Consider the following 18125-nt stretch of genomic DNA (forward strand, 5'->3'; position numbering starts at 1 on the left):
CCGATCCGGCGGCGTACGGCTCAGCCGGCGACGCGGGAGATCGGCAGCGTGGTGACGCGCAGCCGGCGCGGATCGATCATGCCGGCTGCGGTCGCCATGACACCGGCCTGGAATCGGCTGACCGCGTCGAGATCCGCCAGCATGCCGGCGATGTGCCGACGGCAGGTACGGACCGAGATGCCCAGACGTCGGGCGATCGCCTCGTCCGTGAAGCCGTTGGCGAGGAGCTCGACGATGCTCTGTTGCATGCTGTCGGCCGCATCGTGGTATCCGATTCCCACCGGCGAGTAGGCCTGCGCCGCGTCCCAGGTCGGTTCGGCCAGGTCGCGCAGCAACCGGACCGTGTCGGCATGCCGGATGACCACCCCGATCGGCCCGGCCGGCGACTCGTCGTGCAACAGGAACGCCACCTCGTCGTCGAAGACGATCAGCTGCTGCGGCAGTGGGCCGGTCGTACGGATCTCACCCCCACCGGCGACCAGATCCTTGAGCTGAGCCCGGACGCGCAGGTCGGAGCGGCGCACGTGGGACAGCAGCAGCCGGACGGACACACCCTGGCGGGCAAGCTCGATGGCGCGATCCAGTCCGAGCCAGCCCTCCGGACGGAAGCCGAGGATGTCGCGACGACACCGCTGTAGCGCGAGGTGCAGGTGCCCGGCCATCTCGTTGGCATCGTGCAGAGCCACGATTCCGCCGCCCGCCGCCGCCCCCGTCCGCAACCGGTCGTACTGGGGGCGGAACTCGTCGAGCTGAGCCCGGATGCGACTGATCTCGGCCCGGCGGCGGTGGATCTCGTCGCCGATCGGGGCGATGAGCGATGCGGCCGCCACCTCCGGGCTCACCGGCACGTACCGCACCCGCCCACCCTCGCGGTCCTCCCGCAACAGACGCAGCGTCAGCAGGTCGGCCAGCGCCCTGGCCAGGAGGGTGGGTGACAGCTCGAGTTCGGCACCGACCTGGTCCTGCTCGTCGGCCGCGATGCCGCCCTGGCGCACTGTGTACGAGTAGACGGCCATCGACTCGGCCTGGATACCGACGTCTGGTGATTCGGCGAGTCTGGTCATCACGACCGACCGGCGGCGGCTTCGGAGTCGATGAAGTCCGCCAGGGCGCGCACCGTCGAGTACTCAAGCACTGCGACGCCCGGTACGTTCACCCCGAACCGCTCCCGGATCCGCACCGCCAGTTGCACCGCCACCAGCGAATTGCCGCCGAGGTCGAAGAAGTCCTCGTCGAGGCCGAGGTTGCTGACCGCGAAGGCGTCCTCCCACAGCGGTAGCAGCGCCTCCTGGGTGGGTGTCTGCGGCGGGCTATCGGGCCGGTTCGCCGGTACCACCCGAGCCGCGGCGTTGGCGATCCGCCCGCTGCCGGCAGCGGAGATCATCGCGGCGAGGCGGGCCGCGATGCCGGCCAGCCGCTTCGTCTTGGCGGGAATCGACTCGACAGTCACCACGTACTGGTGCTCCGTCCGGCTGTCGAGCATGCGCCAGAGCAGGTCGAGGGCGTGTGCCGGCTCGATCAGCAGTTCCTCCCGACCCAACGACGGGCGGGCCGGTGTCGCCTCGCCGGTGTCGAGACCGGTGTGCACGGCTTCGATGTCGATCAGACGCACCGAGAAGCCTTCGATGCTCACCAACTCGCGGCCGTCGTCATCGATCAGCGACACGTCGTAGGACAGGATGCCGCTGGTGGCCGCAGCCGAGCGGCGGTTACGCACGTGGCTGTGAAAGCGCGGCGGCAGTTGGCCCCGGACGACGATCCGGTCGTAGGCGATCGGCAGGATGCTGCTCTCACCGCCCACCGCCTCTGGCACGTAGAGCGAACAGGCGGTCGCGCCGTCGAGCAGTGCCGGGTGCAGCTGGTAGGCGGAGGTGTCGTCGTCGACATCGGCGGGCAGTTCGAGGCGGGCGATCTGCTCCTGCGTACCGAGCCGTACATCCTCGACGCCCTGCCAGCGCGGTCCGAAGACCACCACGTTGTCCGGGCCGTCGAGGTCGGGCTTCCAGCGCAGGACGTCGCAGCGATCGATGATCGCCGGCACGTCGACGCGGGCGGGCTCGCCCGCGTCGATGGGCGCCGCGCTCGCGTCGGCGTGCCGTTCCCACTGGGCGCCGGCCTCCGAACGGCGCGAGGAGACGGTGAACTGGTAACCGCCCGAGCCGAGCGGAGTGCCGGAGACCCGCAGCTCGCGTGGGCCGTCGATGGGAATCGGCTGGCCGAAGATCACGTCCCGGACCTCGACCGAGTCGGCCCCGGTGCTGGCCCGGCAGGCCGCCACGATCATCTCGACGTACGACGTACCGGGGAAGACCGAGCGACCCGACATTTGGTGGTCGGTGAGCACCCAGTGGAAGTCCGGTCCGATCGCGTTGGAGTAGATGACGTCGGTGGTGTCGAGTACGCGCCGGCCCAGCAGCGGATGGACCACCTCACCCAGCCGTACCGCCGGCTCCGGCGGCCCGGCGGGAGTGTCCTTCAACTCCTCCGCGAGCATGCCGATGCCCTCCCAACCGCACCAGTTCACGGTCAGCGTGTGCATCCGACCGCCGGCTCTGGCCTGGGCGTAGGCGTCCATGAACGCGTTGCCGGCGCAGTAGTCGATCTGGCCGTACCCACCGGTGACCGCGATGATCGAGGAGAAGAGCACGAACAGGTCGACCTCGTCGCCGAGCAACCGGTCGAGGATGAGGGTGCCGTCCACCTTCGGAGACAGCACGGCGTCGGATTGCTCCCGGCTGCGCATCGAGCTGAGGCCACCGCCGGCGACCCCGGCGGCGTGGAAGACACCGTCGATGCGGCCGAAACGGTCCCGGGCCGCGTCGACGGCCACGCGCATGGCTGCCTCGTCACGCACGTCGGCCGCGACGGTGAGCACCTCACCGCCGAGGGCCTCGAGTTCGCGGACACCGCGGATGGCCGCGCTGATCTTGTCGGCACCGTGCTCGGCGAGGTAGTCGTCCCAGGTGTCGCGCTGCGGCAGCCTCGTTCGTGCGGTGAGCACGAGCCGGGCGGACACGGTCCGGGCGAGCTCCTGCGCCACCCGCAGACCGATGTCGCCGAGCCCACCGGTGACCAGGTAGACACCCCGTCGGCGGAGCAGGTAGGGGACCGCCACCGGCTCCTCGGGCAGCTTCGCGGGCTCGAAGCCGGCGATCCAGCGCCGGTCTCCCCGGTACGCCACCACGCGGTCGGCGACCGGCGCCGTCACCTCCTCGAGCAGCGTCTCGACGCCGGTGGTCGCGGACAGGTCGATGAGCTGGCACGCGAGTTCGTTGGTCTCGATCGGGATCACCCGGGTGGGACCCAACAGCAGGGCCTTCGCCGGCTCGATCCGCTCGGTGCCGGAGACGTCGGCCGAGCCCGTCGTGGCGATGCGCAGCCGTACCTCGTGGCCCGGCCAACGGGTGACCATCGCCTGCGACAGGTAGAGCAGGCTGTAGTAGCCCGCATCGCGGACGAGGTCGACCTCGCTCTGGTCGAGAGCCGCACCGGTCGCCGCGTGCGCAGTCCAGCCGTGCAGCACCGACGCCGGCCGCCCGCCGCCGACCTCCATCGCCGCGCACAGCTCGTCGTAGTCGCCGCGGTGCGCGACGCGGATCTGGAAGCGACCGTCACCGAGGTCGGCGAAGCCGTCGCCGGCCACGACCCGGACGACCGTCTCGCCCCGGGTGGCCAGGCGGTCGGCGACCTTCTCGACGATGCCACTGCCGGTGGTGAAGACCAGCCACGGGCCGCCCGGCGACCGGGCCGGCTGCGACGCCAGACGGGCCTGCCGCCAGGCGGGCACGATGGTGATGTCCTCCCCTTCGGCCGGCGGTTCCGCCTCGACCTGCTCCGCCTTGTCGAGAGTGCGGTCGACGCTGTCGATCCAGTAGCGGGTCCGCTCGTACGGGTACGTCGGTAGCGCGACCCGGCGGCGGCGCTCGCCGGCGTGCAGCGCGGCCCAGTCGATCGTGGCGCCAGCCGCCCAGAGCTGCCCGAGCGCCTGCGCCAGGCTCTGCCCGTCCGGCTGGTTGCCGCCGACCCGCCCGAGGGAGGGGATCGTGGCTGTGGACTTCGCGACCGTTTGCCTGGCGAGCTGGGTGAGGCTGCGGCCCGGTCCGACCTCGAGCAGCACCGCGCCGGTCTCCGCCGCGGTCTGGCAGGCCTGCGCGAAGCGCACCGGCTGGCGCAGGTGGTCGGCCCAGTAGCCGGGATCGGTGGCCTGCTCGTCGGTGATCCAGGTGCCGGTCAGGGTGGAGATGAAGCGGCGGGTCGGCGGCTGTAGCCCGGCATCGGCCGCAGCCGCCCGCATCTGCCCGACGATCGGGTCGAGCATGGCCGAGTGGAAGGCGTGCGAGGTGCGCAGCATGGTGCCCTGGACGCCGGTCCGGGTGAGCAGGTCGTGCAGGGCCGCGATGGCCTCGGTCGGCCCGCCGACGACGGTTGCCTGGGGCGCGTTGACCGCGGCGAGGCTGATCTCGTCCGTCAGCACCGGCTCGATGTCCCGCTCGGCCAGCGGCAGCGCGAGCATCGCACCGGCCGGCATCGACTGGATCAGCCGACCGCGGGTGGCGACCAGCTCCAGGGCGACCGGAAGGGGGAACACCCCGGCGAGGCAGGCGGCCACGTACTCGCCGATGGAGTGGCCGACCATCGCCACCGGTTCGACACCCCAGCTCATCCACAGCCGCGCGAGTGCGTACTCGATCACGAAGAGGGCGGGCTGGGTGATGCTGGTCTGCCGCAACCGCTCGGCCAACTCCTGCTCAGCACCGGCGGCACGAGCGCTGAACAGCACGTCGCGCAGATCGAGACCGAGGTGGGGCACGAGGAGTTCCGCGCACTCGTCGATGGTGTCGCGGACCACCCGCTCGGTCCGGTAGGCCTCCTCGGCCATGTCGACGAACTGGGCGCCCTGTCCCGGGAAGAGGAAGGCAACCGGAGTCGGCTGCTTCGGTTTCACAGTGCTGCTCTCGCCCACGGCGAGGCCGACCACCGCGCTGTCCACATCGCTACAGACCGTCGCCGCCCGATGGCCCAGCTCCGGCCGCCCCACCTGCAGCGTGTACGCGACATCGGCGAGTGACTTCTCTGGATGGTCCTTGAGGTAACCCGCCAGCTCGGCGCCCATCGTCGTCAGTGCGGCCGGCGTCTTGGCCGAGAGCGGGAGCACCTGCCAGGTGCGACCCTCGTCGGTCGGCGGCAGCGCCTCGGCCTCCTCGAGAATGACGTGGGCGTTGGTCCCGCCGATGCCGAACGAGCTGACTCCGGCCCGCTTCGGGCCGTCGACGCGCGGCCAGCTGCGCTGTTTGCGAACCACGTGGAACGGCGTCTCCGCAAAGTTGATCTGCGGATTCGGCCGCTGGTAGTGCAGCGTCGCGGGTAACTTGCCGTGCTGCATGGCCAGCACCGTCTTGATCAGGGCCGGTGCGCCAGCGGCCGCGCCCAGGTGCCCGATGTTGGTCTTCACGCTACCGATCGGGATCTGCTGGGCGCCGACGGCGCCGGCCTGCCGGTACGCCGCCGAGAGTGCGGCCACCTCGATGGGGTCACCGAGCGCGGTGCCGGTGCCGTGCGCCTCGATGTAGCCGATCGAGTCCGGCGGGACGTTGGCGGCGTGCAGCGCCCGCCGGACGACAGCGGTCTGGCCGTCCACACCGGGAGCGCTGAAGCTGGCTCGACGGGCGCCGTCGTTGTTGATGGCGGAACCGATGATCGTCGCGTACACGGTGTCGCCGTCGGCGACCGCCTCCTCGTACCGCTTGAGCACGAGGACGCCGGCCCCGTGGCCGAAGTTGGTCCCGGAGGCGTCCGCGTCGAAGGCACGGATGTGCCCGTCGCGCGAGTAGATGCTGTTCTCCGCCCACATGTGCCCGCGTTGGTTCGGGACCCGGATGTTGACCCCGCCCGCCACCGCCATCGCGCACTCGTCGTCGGCCAGCGCCTTGCAGGCCATGTGCACAGCGACCAGAGCGGTGGAACAGGCGGTGGTCACCGACACGGCCGGGCCGGTCAGGCCGAGTGCGTAGGCGACGCGGGTGGCGATGTAGTCGGAGGCATTGTTGATCTCGATGGTCAGATCGCCGACCGTGGCCCGTACGGACGGGTCCTCGTAGACGTACTCGTTGCTGTACGTGTTCGGGGCGCCACCGCCGAACACACCGATCGACGGGTGGCGGGCCGGGTCGTACCCGGCGTGCTGCAGGGCGGTGTGGCAGACCTCGAGAAAGACCCGCTGCTGGGGATCGGCCACCTGAGCCTCGCGTGTGTGGTACCCGAAGTAGCGCGCGTCGAAGGTCGCGATGTCATCCAGCAACGGTGCGAGTCGCACGTAGTTCGGGTTGGCGATGACCGAATCGGAGACACCGGCGGCACGGAGCTGGTCCTCGCTGATCTCGGTGAGAGATTCCACGCCGTTGACCAGGTTCGTCCAAAATTCGTCGATGTCGTCTGCACCTGGAAAACGGCCGGCCATTCCGACGATCGCAATGCGTCGGCCATTCGTCGTGGAGACATCCTCTGCTGCGCTCACCGGCACGGCTCCTCTCGCGGGTCGGAGCGAGACTAAGCCGAACCCTGTCGACGCGGGTACATCCGTTTTTGGTGACTCGTGCCCCGCCGGGTAATACCGGCCATGCGATCTACCGCTGCTAGACGTGGATGGTGCGTTCGATGGACAGCCAAGTAGGACTACCCATCGCAGGAGTGGATCAGTTTAGGCTCGGGCCGTTCTAATGGGCGTGCGAGGGAGCAGGCATGTCGGACGTTGCCAACGACGACCACATCGCGATTGTCGGTATGGCGTGCCGGTTCCCCGGTGCTAACTCACCTGACGAATATTGGGAGAATCTCGCAAAGGGCGTCGGGTCGGTCACCTGGCTGACCGACGAGGAACTCGCTGCCAGCGGAGTCTCCGCGCGGGAGTACCGGCATCCGCACTACGTCAATGCCGCGTACCTCATGGACGACATGGAGGGCTTCGACGCCCGGTTCTTCGGATACACCCCGCGCGAGGCCGAAGTGGCCGACCCGCAGAACCGCTGGTTCCTGGAAATGTGCCACGCGGCCATCGAGGACAGCGGGTACGACCCGACCCGCATCGACGGGCTCGTCGGCGTGGTCGGCGGCACCGCGCACAACGGCTACGGCGAACACCACGTCAAGAGGAACTCGGCGCTCAACACCACAGTCGGCACGATGGCCATCGATGTCGGCAACCGCTCCGACTACCTGGCCACCACCGTGTCGTACCGGCTGGGCTTCCAGGGGCCCAGCATCAACGTGCAGACCGCCTGTTCGACGGCCCTGCTCGCGATCCACACGGCGAGCCAGATGTTACGCAACGGGGAGTGCGACTACGCCCTGGCCGGCGGGGTGGAGGTGGAGCTGCCGTACCGGGCCGGCCAGATGTGGGTCGAGGGAAGCATCTACACCCGCGACGGACACATCCGACCGTTCGACGCGGACGCCTCCGGCACCATGTTCAGCACCGGCGTCGGCGTCGTCGCGCTCAAACGGCTCACCGACGCGATAAACGATGGCGACCACGTCCACGCGGTGTTGCGCGGTTCCGCGGTCAACAACGACGGTGGCAACCGGGCCGGCTTCACCGCCCCGGGCGTCGAGGGTCAGGCGCAGCTCGTCGTCGAGGCCCTGGCGGTCGCCGAGGTGCACCCGGACAGCATCGGTTTCGTCGAGGCGCACGCGACCGGCACCCTGGTCGGCGACCCGATCGAGGTGGCCGGGTTGACCCGGGCGTACCGGGCGGCCGGCGCCAGCGGGGTCGGGACGATCCCGATCGGCTCGGTGAAGGGAAACATCGGCCACCTCGGGCCGGCCTCCGGCATGGCCGGGCTCATCAAGGTCTGCCTCGCGATGCGCCACGGTGCCATCCCACCCACCATCAACTTCTCCCGTCCCAACCCCAACCTCGACCTTGAGAACAGCCCGTTCTACGTGGTGTCCGAGCTGACGCCGTGGCCGCAGGGCGAGACACCGCGCCGCGCGGGGGTGAGCTCGTTCGGCATCGGCGGCACCAACGTCCACGTCATCGTCGAGGAGCCGCCGGCCAGCGCGAACCGCCCCCGGCCGGGTCCTGCCTCCCGCCGCTGGCACACCGTGCCGGTGTCCGCCAAGACCGCTGCCGCCTGCGAGGCGGGCGCCCGGGCGCTCGGCGCCGCACTCGCCGGCCCGGCCGGTGGGTACGAACTGGGCGACGTCGCGTACACCGCGCAGGTCGGGCGGACCGCGTTCCCGCACCGCGTGGCCGTTGCGGCGTCCGGAGCCGTGGACGCCAGCGAAGCCCTCACCACGCCGAGCCGGCACATCAAGGGAAAGGCGGTGCCGCGCCGGATCGCGATGATGTTTCCGGGCCAGGGCACCCAGTACCCCAACATGACCCGCGACCTGTACGACACCGAGCCGGCGTACCGGGCCGCGTTGGACGAGTGCGCGACTCTGCTGCTCCCGCACCTCGACGACGTCGACCTCCGTGAGCTGTTGTTCTGCTCGGCGACCGACGTCGAGGCCGCGGCGACGCGACTGCGCGAGACCCGGTACAGCCAACCCGCGCTGTTCGCCGTGGAGTATGCGTTGGCGACACTGCTCGGTGCCGCCGGGATCACGCCGGCACGGATGATCGGCCACTCCGTCGGCGAGTACGTCGCGGCCTGCCTCGCCGGGGTGTTCACGCTGGCCGACGCCCTGGCCGTGGTGGCCGCGCGGGGACGCCTGATGCAGGCGATGGCACCCGGTGCGATGCTCGCGGTGGACGGTCCAGCCTTCGTCATCGGGCAGTTCCTGTCCGGCGACGTGGAGGTGGCGGCAGTCAACGGCCCGCGCGCCACAGTCGTCGCCGGGACGGTCGAGGCGGTGGCCAAGAGTCGCGAGACGCTCGACGCCAACCACATCGCCTACACCGCGTTGGTCACCTCGCACGCCTTCCACACCCAGCTGATGGAGCCGTGTCTCGAGGAGTTCACAGCTGTCGTCGCCGGGGTGCCCCGGTCGGCGCCGCAGGTGCCGTTCGTGTCGAACGTGACCGGCACCTGGATCACCGACGCGGAGGCGACAGATCCGGCCTACTGGGCCCGGCACCTGCGCTCGACGGTGATGTTCGCGGACGGCATCACCACAGTCGCCGCCGACGACGACACGTTGCTGGTGGAGGTGGGACCGGGCGACACCCTGTCCCGGCTCGCCCGTCAGTCGGTGGCGCGCAGGGCGGTCCCGATGGTCGCCACGACACGTCATCCGTTGCGCAACGTGCCGGACGACAGGGTGTTCGCCGAGGCGTTGGCGGGGATCTGGTGCCGTGGCGGCGACGTCGACTGGGCACTGTGGAGCACCGGCCGCCGGGTGCCGCTGCCGGGGTACCGGTTCGAGCGGCAGCCGTACTTCGTGGAGCCGGACCCGGCGCTGCCAGCGGCGCAGGCGGGACCCGAGGAGGAGGCCGGCTGGCCGCTGCCCGCCGACCGCTGCTCCTTCGTCCCGATCTGGCGCGAGGCGCCGCACTCGGAGCCGCCGAGTGATCTCACCGGCCGGCACGTCCTGGTCTTCGACAGCGGCCACCCCGTGGTCGCGGCGCTCACCGCGAACCTCACCCGCGCCGGCGCGGTGGTAACCGTCGCGCGCCCGGGCGGGACCTTCAACCGGGTCGGCGACCGGGAGTTCCAGCTGCGGCCGGGGGACGCCGGGGACATGAGCGAACTGTTCACGGCCCTCTCCAGCGATCCGCCCGTGGACGTGGTCCACGCGCTGAACCTCACCGAGCCGGCGCCGGACACCATCGGCGTGGACGCGATCGGTGCGGGCCAGCGCGACGGCTTCTCCGATCTGCTGCATCTGGGCCAACAACTGGCAATCCTCGGCACCCCCGCCCGGGTCCACGTCCTCTCCAGCAACATGCAGGAGATCTCCGGCGCGGAACGGCTGGAGCCGGCCAAGGCACTGCTGCTCGGCCCGGTCCTGTTGATGCAGCGCGAGGTCGTCGAGGTCACCGCCCGCAGCGTGGACATCGCGCTGCCCTCGGAGCTGCCGGCCGCCGCGCTCGCCCGCCAACTGAGCACCGAGATCGCCACCCCGAGCCCGCAGGCGCAGGTCGGCTGGCGCGGTCGCAAGCGCTGGCGCCTGGACTACCAGATGGAGCCGATGGACACGCCGCCGCGCGCTCAGGATGCCGGCGGGGTGTACGTGATCACTGGGGGCCTCGGCGCACTCGGGCTGATCACCGTTGCGGAGCTGGCCGACGGCAGCGCGCACACCGTCGTACTGCTCGGCCGCTCCCCCGTGCCGGACCGGGCGGATTGGCCGGCCCTCATCGCCAGCCCGGAGACCGGCGCGCAGCTGCGCACCACGTTGTCCCGTCTGCGCGCGGTGGAGGAGCGCGGCATCACCGTGGTGCCGCTGCGCTGCGACGTCGTCGACGACGCCTCGCTCGCGGCGGCGGTGGCGAGGGTGCACGAGAGGTACGGCCGGATCCGTGGGGTGTTCCACTCCGCCGGTGTGGCCGGCGGCGCGATGATGGCGGTACGGACCGACGCCGACGCGGCCGCCGTGCTCGCCCCCAAGGTGAACGGGACCTTGAACCTGTACCGGCAGCTCGGTGACGAGGTCGACTTCTTCGTCGTGTACTCCTCGTTGACCGCCGCGACCGGGACCTTCGGGCAGGTCGACTACTGCGCGGCGAACAACTTCCTCGACGCCTTCGCCCGATGGGCCGCACAGCGTGACCGGCCCGTCTACTCCATCGGCTGGACCCAGTGGACCGAGTCCGGCATGTCCGCCGACTCCGAGGCCGCCGCACCGCAGGCGTTCCGTGAGTTGCAGACCGGTGCCCGCTCGGAGCCCGCCGCCCATCCCCTGCTGGATCGTCGCATCCTCGCCCCCGGCGAGGTGGTCGCGTTCAGTACGACGCTCACGCCGGGCAGCCACTGGATCGCCAGCGAACACCGGTTGGGCGACCGGGAGGTCGTCGTCGGGACCGGCCTGCTCGAGATGGTCGACGGCGCGTACCGCGAGGGCGTCGGCGGCGTTCCGGAGATCCGTGACGTCATCTTCCTCGGCCCGGTAGGGGTCACCGAACCCACCGAGATCCGCATCGAGCTGCGCCCGGACGGCGCGGGACATGATGTCGTGGTCACCGCGGCCACCACGGGCCCGGACGGTCCGGTCCGGACCGAGCGACTGCGCTGCCAGGCCCGCCCGTACCAGGCCGAGCAGGTGCCGGTGCACGATCTCGAGGCGATCAGGTCCCGTTGTTCCCGGTTCACAGTGACGGCCGAGGAGCTGCGGTCCGCGGGCGGCATGATCGACCATGGCCCGCGCTGGGCCGGCAACATCAAGGGCACCTCGGTGGGTGACCGCGAGGAGCTTTCCCGGGTGGAGATGGCCGAGCAGTACTGGCCCGAGTGCGGGCAGTTGCGCCTGCACCCGGCGCTGCTGGACACCGCGGTCGCCGAGGCGAACTACGCCGAGGACCGGTTGCAGGCCGGGGAGAACTACCTGCCGTTGGGCTACGGCCGCATCCGGGCGCACGAGCCGTTACCGCCACGCTTCTGGGTGCACATCCGCCATCTCGGTGAACCCGGGGCCGAGATCGACCGAATGACCACGATCCTCATGCACGACGACGGCCAGGAGATCGCGCGAATCGACGAGTACGCCGAGCGTCGGGTCGATCCGGCCGCGATCCGCGCGGCGGTGCAGGGGGCGGACGTCCCCGTGGCGGCGGCACCGCACGCGCAGACAGTTCAGGATGTGAGCATCACCCCGGAACTGGGCCGCGATGTGCTGCGCCGAATCCTGCACTGGCGCCCGGCGCCGCACCTGCTCGTGGTGCCCGAGGGCATCCACCGCAATCTGCGCCGCACGCAGGCGATCACCATGGACCTGGTCCAGCGCGAGCTGGTCGGTGCCCGGCTCACCGGCACGTCCGCGGCGCAGGACCGACTCGTCGAGACCGATTACGTCGGGCCCGAGACGGACCTACAGCGCAAGCTGGCGGACCTGTGGGGTGCCGCGCTCGGGATCGCGCAGATCGGCATCGACGACGCCTTCCTCGAACTCGGCGGGAACTCGCTGGTCGCGGTGCAGCTGGCGTCGCGGATGCGGGACACGCTCGGGGTGGAGCTGCCCATCGCCATCCTGTTCGACCATCCCACGGTCCGGTCCCTTGCGGGTTTCCTGGGGAGCGCCGCGTGAACGAGACCGACACCGCGTCGCTCGCTCCCTGGATCCAGTACGCGCAGCCGGTACCCGGGGTCCGGCTGGTGCTGCTCTGCATCCCGCACGCGGGTGGATCGGCTTCCAGCTTCCGAGACTGGACGACAAAGCTCGCCAGCCGGGGCATCGAGGTCTGGCCGGTCCAGTTGCCGGGACGGGAGACGCGGTACAACGAACCGCTCCTGACCGACCTTGGCGGGATGGTCAAGGCACTCTCCGATGTCGTCCTGCCGCAACTACGCGACCGGCCGTACGCGGTGTTCGGGCACAGCGCCGGCTCGGTCATGGCGTACGCGTTCGCCCGGCACGCCGTGGCGCACGGACAGCCGCCTCCCCGGCACCTGTTCGTCAGCGCGTGCCGACCGCCCCAGCACCCGGATCCGGACTTCCCGATCCACCTGCTCCCCGACGACCGGTTACTCGACCGCCTGGTCGGATACGGGCGGATGCCCATGGAGGTGCTGCGCTACCCGGATCTCACCAAGTCGATGATCAACACCGCCCGGGCCGACCTGCAGCTGGTCGAGACCTACCCGTGGCCTGACGACCCGGCGCTCGACTGCCCGGTCACCGCGCTGGGCGGCCTTGAGGACGTGGACGTTCCGGTGCATCTCCTGCCGGACTGGCGAGTGATCAGCCGGCGCCGGACCGAATCCCACACCGTGCCGGGTGGGCACTTCCCGGAGGCCGCCGGCCAGCAACGGATCCTTGAGGTGGTGCGCCGTGCCCTCAGCGAGTACTGACGTCGGTGGCCGGCAGGCACCGGCGCTGAGCAGTCGGGCACCCACGGTGCCCGCTGTGGAACTCGTGGACCTCACCAAGTTCTATCCGAAACGGCGCGCCACCGACGGCTCCCCGATCGCCTCGGTCGACCACGTCAACCTGACGATCGACGCGGGCCAGGTGTACGGCCTGCTCGGCCCGAACGGCGCGGGCAAGTCGACGACGATCCGCATGATCGCCACGCTGCTCGAGCCGACCTCCGGTCAGGTCCGGGTCGGTGGGCTCGACACCCGCACCCACGAGCGGGAGATCCGGGCGATGTTGGGCGTCGCCCTGGGCGGTGAACGCAGCGTCTACTGGAAGCTGACCGCCAGGCAGAACCTGGAGTACTTCGCGGCCCTGCACGGTCACTCCCGGCGCCGGTCGCAGCGGCGCATCATCGAGGTGCTCGACCAGATGGAGCTCGCGGACCGGGCCGACGACCACATCGAGACCTGGTCCACCGGCATGCGTCAACGCCTGGTGATGGCCCGGGCCCTGCTGAACCACCCGCAGGTGCTCCTGCTCGACGAACCGTCAAGCGGCCTCGACCCTCATGCCAGCCAGAACATGCACGAGCGCATCGTCGCGTTGAAGGACATGGGCCACACGATCCTGCTCACCACGCACGACATGGCCGAGGCCGACTCGCTCTCCGACCGGCTCGGCATCATCGATGGCGGCAAGCTCGTCGGTGAGGGCACGTCGGCGCAGCTCAAGCGATCGGTCGGGGTCACCACCATCGCGCACGCCCGGATCATCGCGCGCTCCAGTGCGGACGTGGACAACCTGGTGCTCGATCTGGCCGGTGCCGCCACCACCACTGTCGAGTCGGAGGGCCAGGACGGCTACACCCTGACCCTGCGCGGCGACCTCGGCGACGAACTCATCCCGACGTTCATCTCCGCCGCGCTCCGGCACGGGGTCACCGTGCTGCGGCTGGAGAACGAGCCGGTGAGCCTCAAGGACGTGTTCCTCGCCCTCACCGGGAGGAGGCTCTCCGCTGAACCGGATCCGAGCTGACGTCATCGCGTTCACCGCCACCGCTCGCAAGGAGTGGCAGGTGATGATGCGGTACAGGAGCAACTTCCTGCTGCTGCTCGCCGAGACGGTCCTCATGCCGATCGCCTACTGGGCGCAGGCGGCGGGCTTCGAGGGCGGCGACCCGAACGCTGCCGACGCCTTCGCCCAACGGTCCGGCACCTCCAGCGTCGCCGGCTTCATCTACCTCGGCTGGGCCGTTTACATGTGGATGACCGAGGTGGTCTGGGGTCCGGGCTCGGCGCTGCGCAAGGAGCGGATGCAGGGCTCGTTGGAGAGCCTCGTGCTCACCCCGGTCTCCGGTTTCACGCTGCTGTTCGGGCCGGCCGCCACCCAACTGTTCCCCGCCGCGCTGGTGTTCACGGCGGTCGGACTCATGATGCGCTTCGCCTTCGGCGTTCCGCTGGACGCCGGCCAGATCGTGGGTGGCGTGCTGGTGGTGCTCGCGTCGGTCCCGGTGCTGTTCGCGCTGGGCGCTGTGGTCGGGGTTTCCGTCATGCGGATACGGGACTCCGCCGGAGTGAACTCCTCCGTCCGCGGTCTGGTGGGCATCCTCTGCGGGATCACCTATCCCGTCGCGGTACTGCCCGAGTGGGTGCGTCCGGTCAGCGAGGCCATCCCGATCACACACGTGCTCGACGCGCTGCGGTTCGCGGTGCTCAACCACGGTGGCATCGCCGAGTTGTGGCGGCGGGCACTCGTCCTGCTGTTGTTCGCCCTGGTGATCGGCACTGTCGCCATGGTGATGTTCCGGCTGACCATGATCAGCGTGCGCCGGACCGGCCGATTGGGGCAGTTTTGATCCGCGAAGCCGTCGCTGTCGTGGTGCGGGAGTGGCAGGTCCAGCGCCGCTACCCCATCAGCATGGTCAATCTCGTGCTGTTCACCCCGCTCTACCGACTCGCCCTGCCAACGCTGCTGCTCGGTGCGACGTTCACGGTGGGTGGCACCTCCCTGGGGCTGTCCCGGATGACCGGGACGACCGACCTGGCCGGCTGGATCGGGCTCGGCGTGCTCTCCGCCTCACTGCTGGTCGGAGCGGTCACCAGTGTCTTCTCGACGCTCGACGCCGACCGGTCCACCGGGGTGATCGAGCACTCCTGGTGCTCGCCCGCCCCCCGCGAGGCGTACGTGGTCGGCGCTGTGCTGACCGGATCCATGTTCGCCTCGGCGGCCAGTCTGGTGCTGCTGGCGTTCGCGGTGATCGGATTGGGTGCGTCGTTGTCCGCCCTCGGATCGTTGCTGTCACTACCCGTCCTCGCCGTCATGATCGTCGGCAACTGCGGGTTCGGCTACCTGGTCGCGGCGGCGCTGCTCGCGATGCGGCGGGCGGAGGCCCTGGTCGAGGTGACCGCGATGGTGGCCATGCTCTTCTCCGGGGTGTCGTTCCCGCTCACCCTGCTGCCCGGCGTCAGCCGTTGGCCGACCTACCTGTTGCCGGGCACCTGGGGCTTGGACCTGACCCGTCATCTGACGATGAATACGCTCCCGTTGGTACCGCTGCCGGTGGAGGTCATCGCGCTGGTACTGACCTCGACCGGCTGGCTGCTCGTGGGCCGGCGCGTATTCATCCGCACCGAACGGCGACTACGCGTCACCGGCTCTCTCGCACAGTTCTGATCCGACGAGGGGAACGAGATACCGATGAAACACGCACAACGGCCCGTGGTGCTCTCGGCCCGGTCCGGGCCCGCCGACGAGCAGACCGGCCGGGCGCGGATCGCCGAGGAACTGGGCGTTGACCAGATCTGGATCGAGCAGCAGCCCGACCAGCGGGATTCGACAATCGTCGCGGCCAACTACCTGCACCATGCGCCGTCCGCCGCGGTCGGCACCTCGGTGCTACCGGTCTACACCCGAAACCCGGTGACCACCGCCCAGGCCGCGCTCACCCTCGCCGACTTCTCCGGTGGCCGGTTCATGCTCGGCCTGGGCTTCAGCCACCAGTTCGTCAACGAGTACGTCCTGGGTTGCCAGCAGGGGCCACCGATCGCGGTGATGCGGGAGTACCTGAAGATCGTCAAGGGCATGATGCACCAGGGCTCCGTCATGTTCGAAGGCAAGTACTTCACCGCCCACGCGAACTACCTCGGCTTCCGCCACCCCGTACCGCTCTATCTGGCCGCGTTGCGACCGCAGATGATCCGGCTGGCGGTCACCGAGTGCGATGGCATCGTGCTGTGGCTGTGCAGTCACCGGTTCGTGCGTGAACACATCACACCCATGGTCGAGCGGGTCTGTGCCGAGGTCGGCAAGGACCCCGACGAGTTCAAAGTCATCACCATCCTGCCGACGTACACGGGAAAAACCCATGCGAAGAGCACGTTCGAACAGTTCTGTCAGACCGTCAAGGCGTACCGGCTGATCCCCTATTACCGCTACGTCCTGGAGGCGCACGGCACCATCGAACCGGAACAGCTCTGCCTCATCGGCTCCGAGGAGCACATCCGCGAACGCATGGCCGAGTTCCGCGACGCCGGTTGCACACCGATCCCCTCGCCGCTCGGCGCCACCTACGAGGAGTTCGCCGAGGACGTGCTCGCCGCCTACGGGCCGAAGCCCAGCTGAGCCCGATGCTGCACCACTGGTTCCTCGACAGCGTCCGCAAGACCCCGGACGCGATCGCGCTCGTCGTGGGCTCCGCCGACTACACCTACGCGGACCTGGACGCGGTGTCGCGCGGCATCGGCCACCGGCTGCGGCAGGTGGCCGAGCGCCCCCGGGTGGGCCTACTCGCGTCCCGCTCGGCCGCGGCCTACGGGGGATATCTGGCAGCATTGCGCAGCGGCGGCGTCGCCGTACCGATGAACGATGCCAACCCGCCCGAGCGGCTGGCACAGCTCACCCGGGCCGCGGGGCTCGACGTGGTGGTTGTCGACCGCGACCAGGACGCGTCGTTCGCCGGCGCCGTCCCGGTCGTCCGGATCGGTGCGCAGTCGGTCGCCGGATTCTGTGCCACCGACGCCGGTCCGGACGATGTCGACCACCTCGACGGCACCCCGGACGACCTGGCCTACCTGCTGTTCACCTCCGGCTCGACCGGCGTGCCCAAGGGCGTACCCATCCGGCACCGCAACCTCGACGAGTTCGTCAGCTACAACATCGCACGCTACGACGTGGGGCCGGGATCGCGGCTGTCCGCGACCTTCCACCTGACGTTCGACCCGTCGGTGTTCGACATGTTCGTCGCCTGGGGGGCCGGCGCGACGCTCGTGTCCCCGTCCCAACAGGACCTCTTCGACCCGGCCGCGTTCGTGAACCGGCACCGGATCACCCACTGGTACTCGGTGCCGTCGATGATCTCCACCGGGTACGCGGCGGGGTTGCTGCCCGCCGGATGCATGCCGGAGCTGCGCTGGAGCCTGTTCTGCGGTGAACAGATCACCCTTGACCAGGCGGCCCAGTGGATGGACGCGGCACCGCACAGCACGCTCGAGAACGTCTACGGACCTACCGAGTTGACCGTGACCGTGGCCGCCTACCGGCTACCGGCCGAGCGGGCGGCCTGGCCGCAGACCGTCAACGGCACGATTCCGATCGGGGCCATCTACCCCCACCTCGAGCACCGGGTCGACCCGGAGACCGGTGAGTTGCAGGTGCGCGGGCCGCAGCGGTTCGGGGGATATCTGGACCCGGCGGACAACGTGGGGCGTTTCGTGCCGTCGCCGACCACCACCGACGGGGTGCCCGGCCCGGACGCCTGGTACCGCACCGGCGACCGGGTCGGCCGGCACGACGGGCAGTTCGTCCACCTGGGCCGGATCGACCATCAGGTGAAAGTCTTCGGCCAACGCGTGGAGCTGCCCGAGATCGAGCATGCGATGCGCACCTGGGCCGGCGTGACCGACGCGGTGGTGGTACTCGTCGACGTCGCGGGCGGGCGGGAACTCGCCGCCGTCTACACCGGCCCGGAGGTGGCCGCCCGCGAGCTGCGCGGCCGACTCCGGCCGCACCTACCGCTCGCGCTGATCCCGAAGCGGTACCTGCGGGTGGACCTCCTGCCCCTCAACGACCGCGGCAAGACCGACCGGTTGGCCTGCCGCGACCTGCTCACCGCGAACCCGGCTTAGCGTCCCCGGTCGGTCGGCGCCGACGCGGGCCGGCCGGGCGCCGCCCGG

9 protein-coding genes are annotated in these 18125 nt (G+C 70.2%); 7 read left to right on the forward strand and 2 right to left on the reverse strand.

Going from position 1 to position 18125, the window contains the following annotated elements:
- Nucleotides 1–20: 20 nt before the first annotated feature.
- Nucleotides 21–1064 carry a LuxR C-terminal-related transcriptional regulator gene (locus AB0B85_RS01875; RefSeq protein WP_357402500.1) on the reverse strand — a complete coding sequence of 348 codons (1044 nt, stop codon included), beginning with the start codon at nt 1062–1064 and terminating at the stop codon, nt 21–23.
- Nucleotides 1064–6514 (reverse strand): type I polyketide synthase, encoded by a 5451-nt coding sequence (locus tag AB0B85_RS01880; protein WP_357402502.1) that lies wholly within the window; start codon nt 6512–6514, stop codon nt 1064–1066. Before AB0B85_RS01880 ends, AB0B85_RS01875 begins: the two co-directional genes overlap by 1 nt.
- A gap of 224 nt (nt 6515–6738) precedes the next feature.
- Here AB0B85_RS01880 and AB0B85_RS01885 point away from each other — a divergent pair, with 224 nt between their 5' ends.
- The 7 genes from AB0B85_RS01885 to AB0B85_RS01915 are packed head-to-tail and all read left to right on the forward strand — an operon-like array spanning nt 6739 to nt 18077.
- Entirely contained in the window at nt 6739–12183 is a 5445-nt protein-coding gene (locus AB0B85_RS01885; RefSeq protein ID WP_357402504.1) for an SDR family oxidoreductase, read from the forward strand.
- The gene (locus AB0B85_RS01890) at nt 12180–12947 is read left to right on the forward strand and encodes a thioesterase domain-containing protein (protein WP_357402506.1); all 768 of its coding nucleotides are present in this window, start codon (nt 12180–12182) and stop codon (nt 12945–12947) included. The genes AB0B85_RS01885 and AB0B85_RS01890 overlap by 4 nt, the downstream gene beginning before the upstream one ends.
- Entirely contained in the window at nt 12928–13989 is a 1062-nt protein-coding gene (locus AB0B85_RS01895) for an ABC transporter ATP-binding protein (protein ID WP_357402508.1), read from the forward strand. Before AB0B85_RS01890 ends, AB0B85_RS01895 begins: the two co-directional genes overlap by 20 nt.
- Nucleotides 13990–13993: 4 nt before the next feature.
- Nucleotides 13994–14809 carry an ABC transporter permease gene (locus AB0B85_RS01900; RefSeq protein ID WP_357402850.1) on the forward strand — a complete coding sequence of 272 codons (816 nt, stop codon included), beginning with the start codon at nt 13994–13996 and terminating at the stop codon, nt 14807–14809.
- A complete protein-coding gene (locus AB0B85_RS01905; RefSeq protein ID WP_357402510.1) occupies nt 14806–15627 on the forward strand; it encodes an ABC transporter permease in 822 nt (273 codons plus the stop codon). Before AB0B85_RS01900 ends, AB0B85_RS01905 begins: the two co-directional genes overlap by 4 nt.
- Before the next feature lie 24 nt (nt 15628–15651).
- Nucleotides 15652–16575, forward strand: a complete 924-nt coding sequence (locus AB0B85_RS01910) for an LLM class flavin-dependent oxidoreductase (protein WP_357402512.1) — start codon at nt 15652–15654, stop codon at nt 16573–16575.
- A 5-nt stretch (nt 16576–16580) separates the two neighbouring features.
- The gene (locus tag AB0B85_RS01915; RefSeq protein ID WP_357402514.1) at nt 16581–18077 is read left to right on the forward strand and encodes an AMP-binding protein; all 1497 of its coding nucleotides are present in this window, start codon (nt 16581–16583) and stop codon (nt 18075–18077) included.
- Nucleotides 18078–18125 lie beyond the last annotated feature (48 nt).

This window comes from Micromonospora sp. NPDC049044, from assembly GCF_040649215.1.
Lineage (GTDB): Bacteria > Actinomycetota > Actinomycetes > Mycobacteriales > Micromonosporaceae > Micromonospora.

Excerpts from the sequence above, each read along its gene's own strand:
- AB0B85_RS01875 (WP_357402500.1), bottom strand. The coding sequence starts at position 1,064 with ATGACCAGACTCGCCGAATCACCAGACGTCGGTATCCAGGCCGAGTCG.
- AB0B85_RS01885 (WP_357402504.1), top strand. The coding sequence starts at position 6,739 with ATGTCGGACGTTGCCAACGACGACCACATCGCGATTGTCGGTATGGCG.
- AB0B85_RS01910 (WP_357402512.1), top strand. The coding sequence starts at position 15,652 with ATGAAACACGCACAACGGCCCGTGGTGCTCTCGGCCCGGTCCGGGCCC.
- AB0B85_RS01915 (WP_357402514.1), top strand. The coding sequence starts at position 16,581 with ATGCTGCACCACTGGTTCCTCGACAGCGTCCGCAAGACCCCGGACGCG.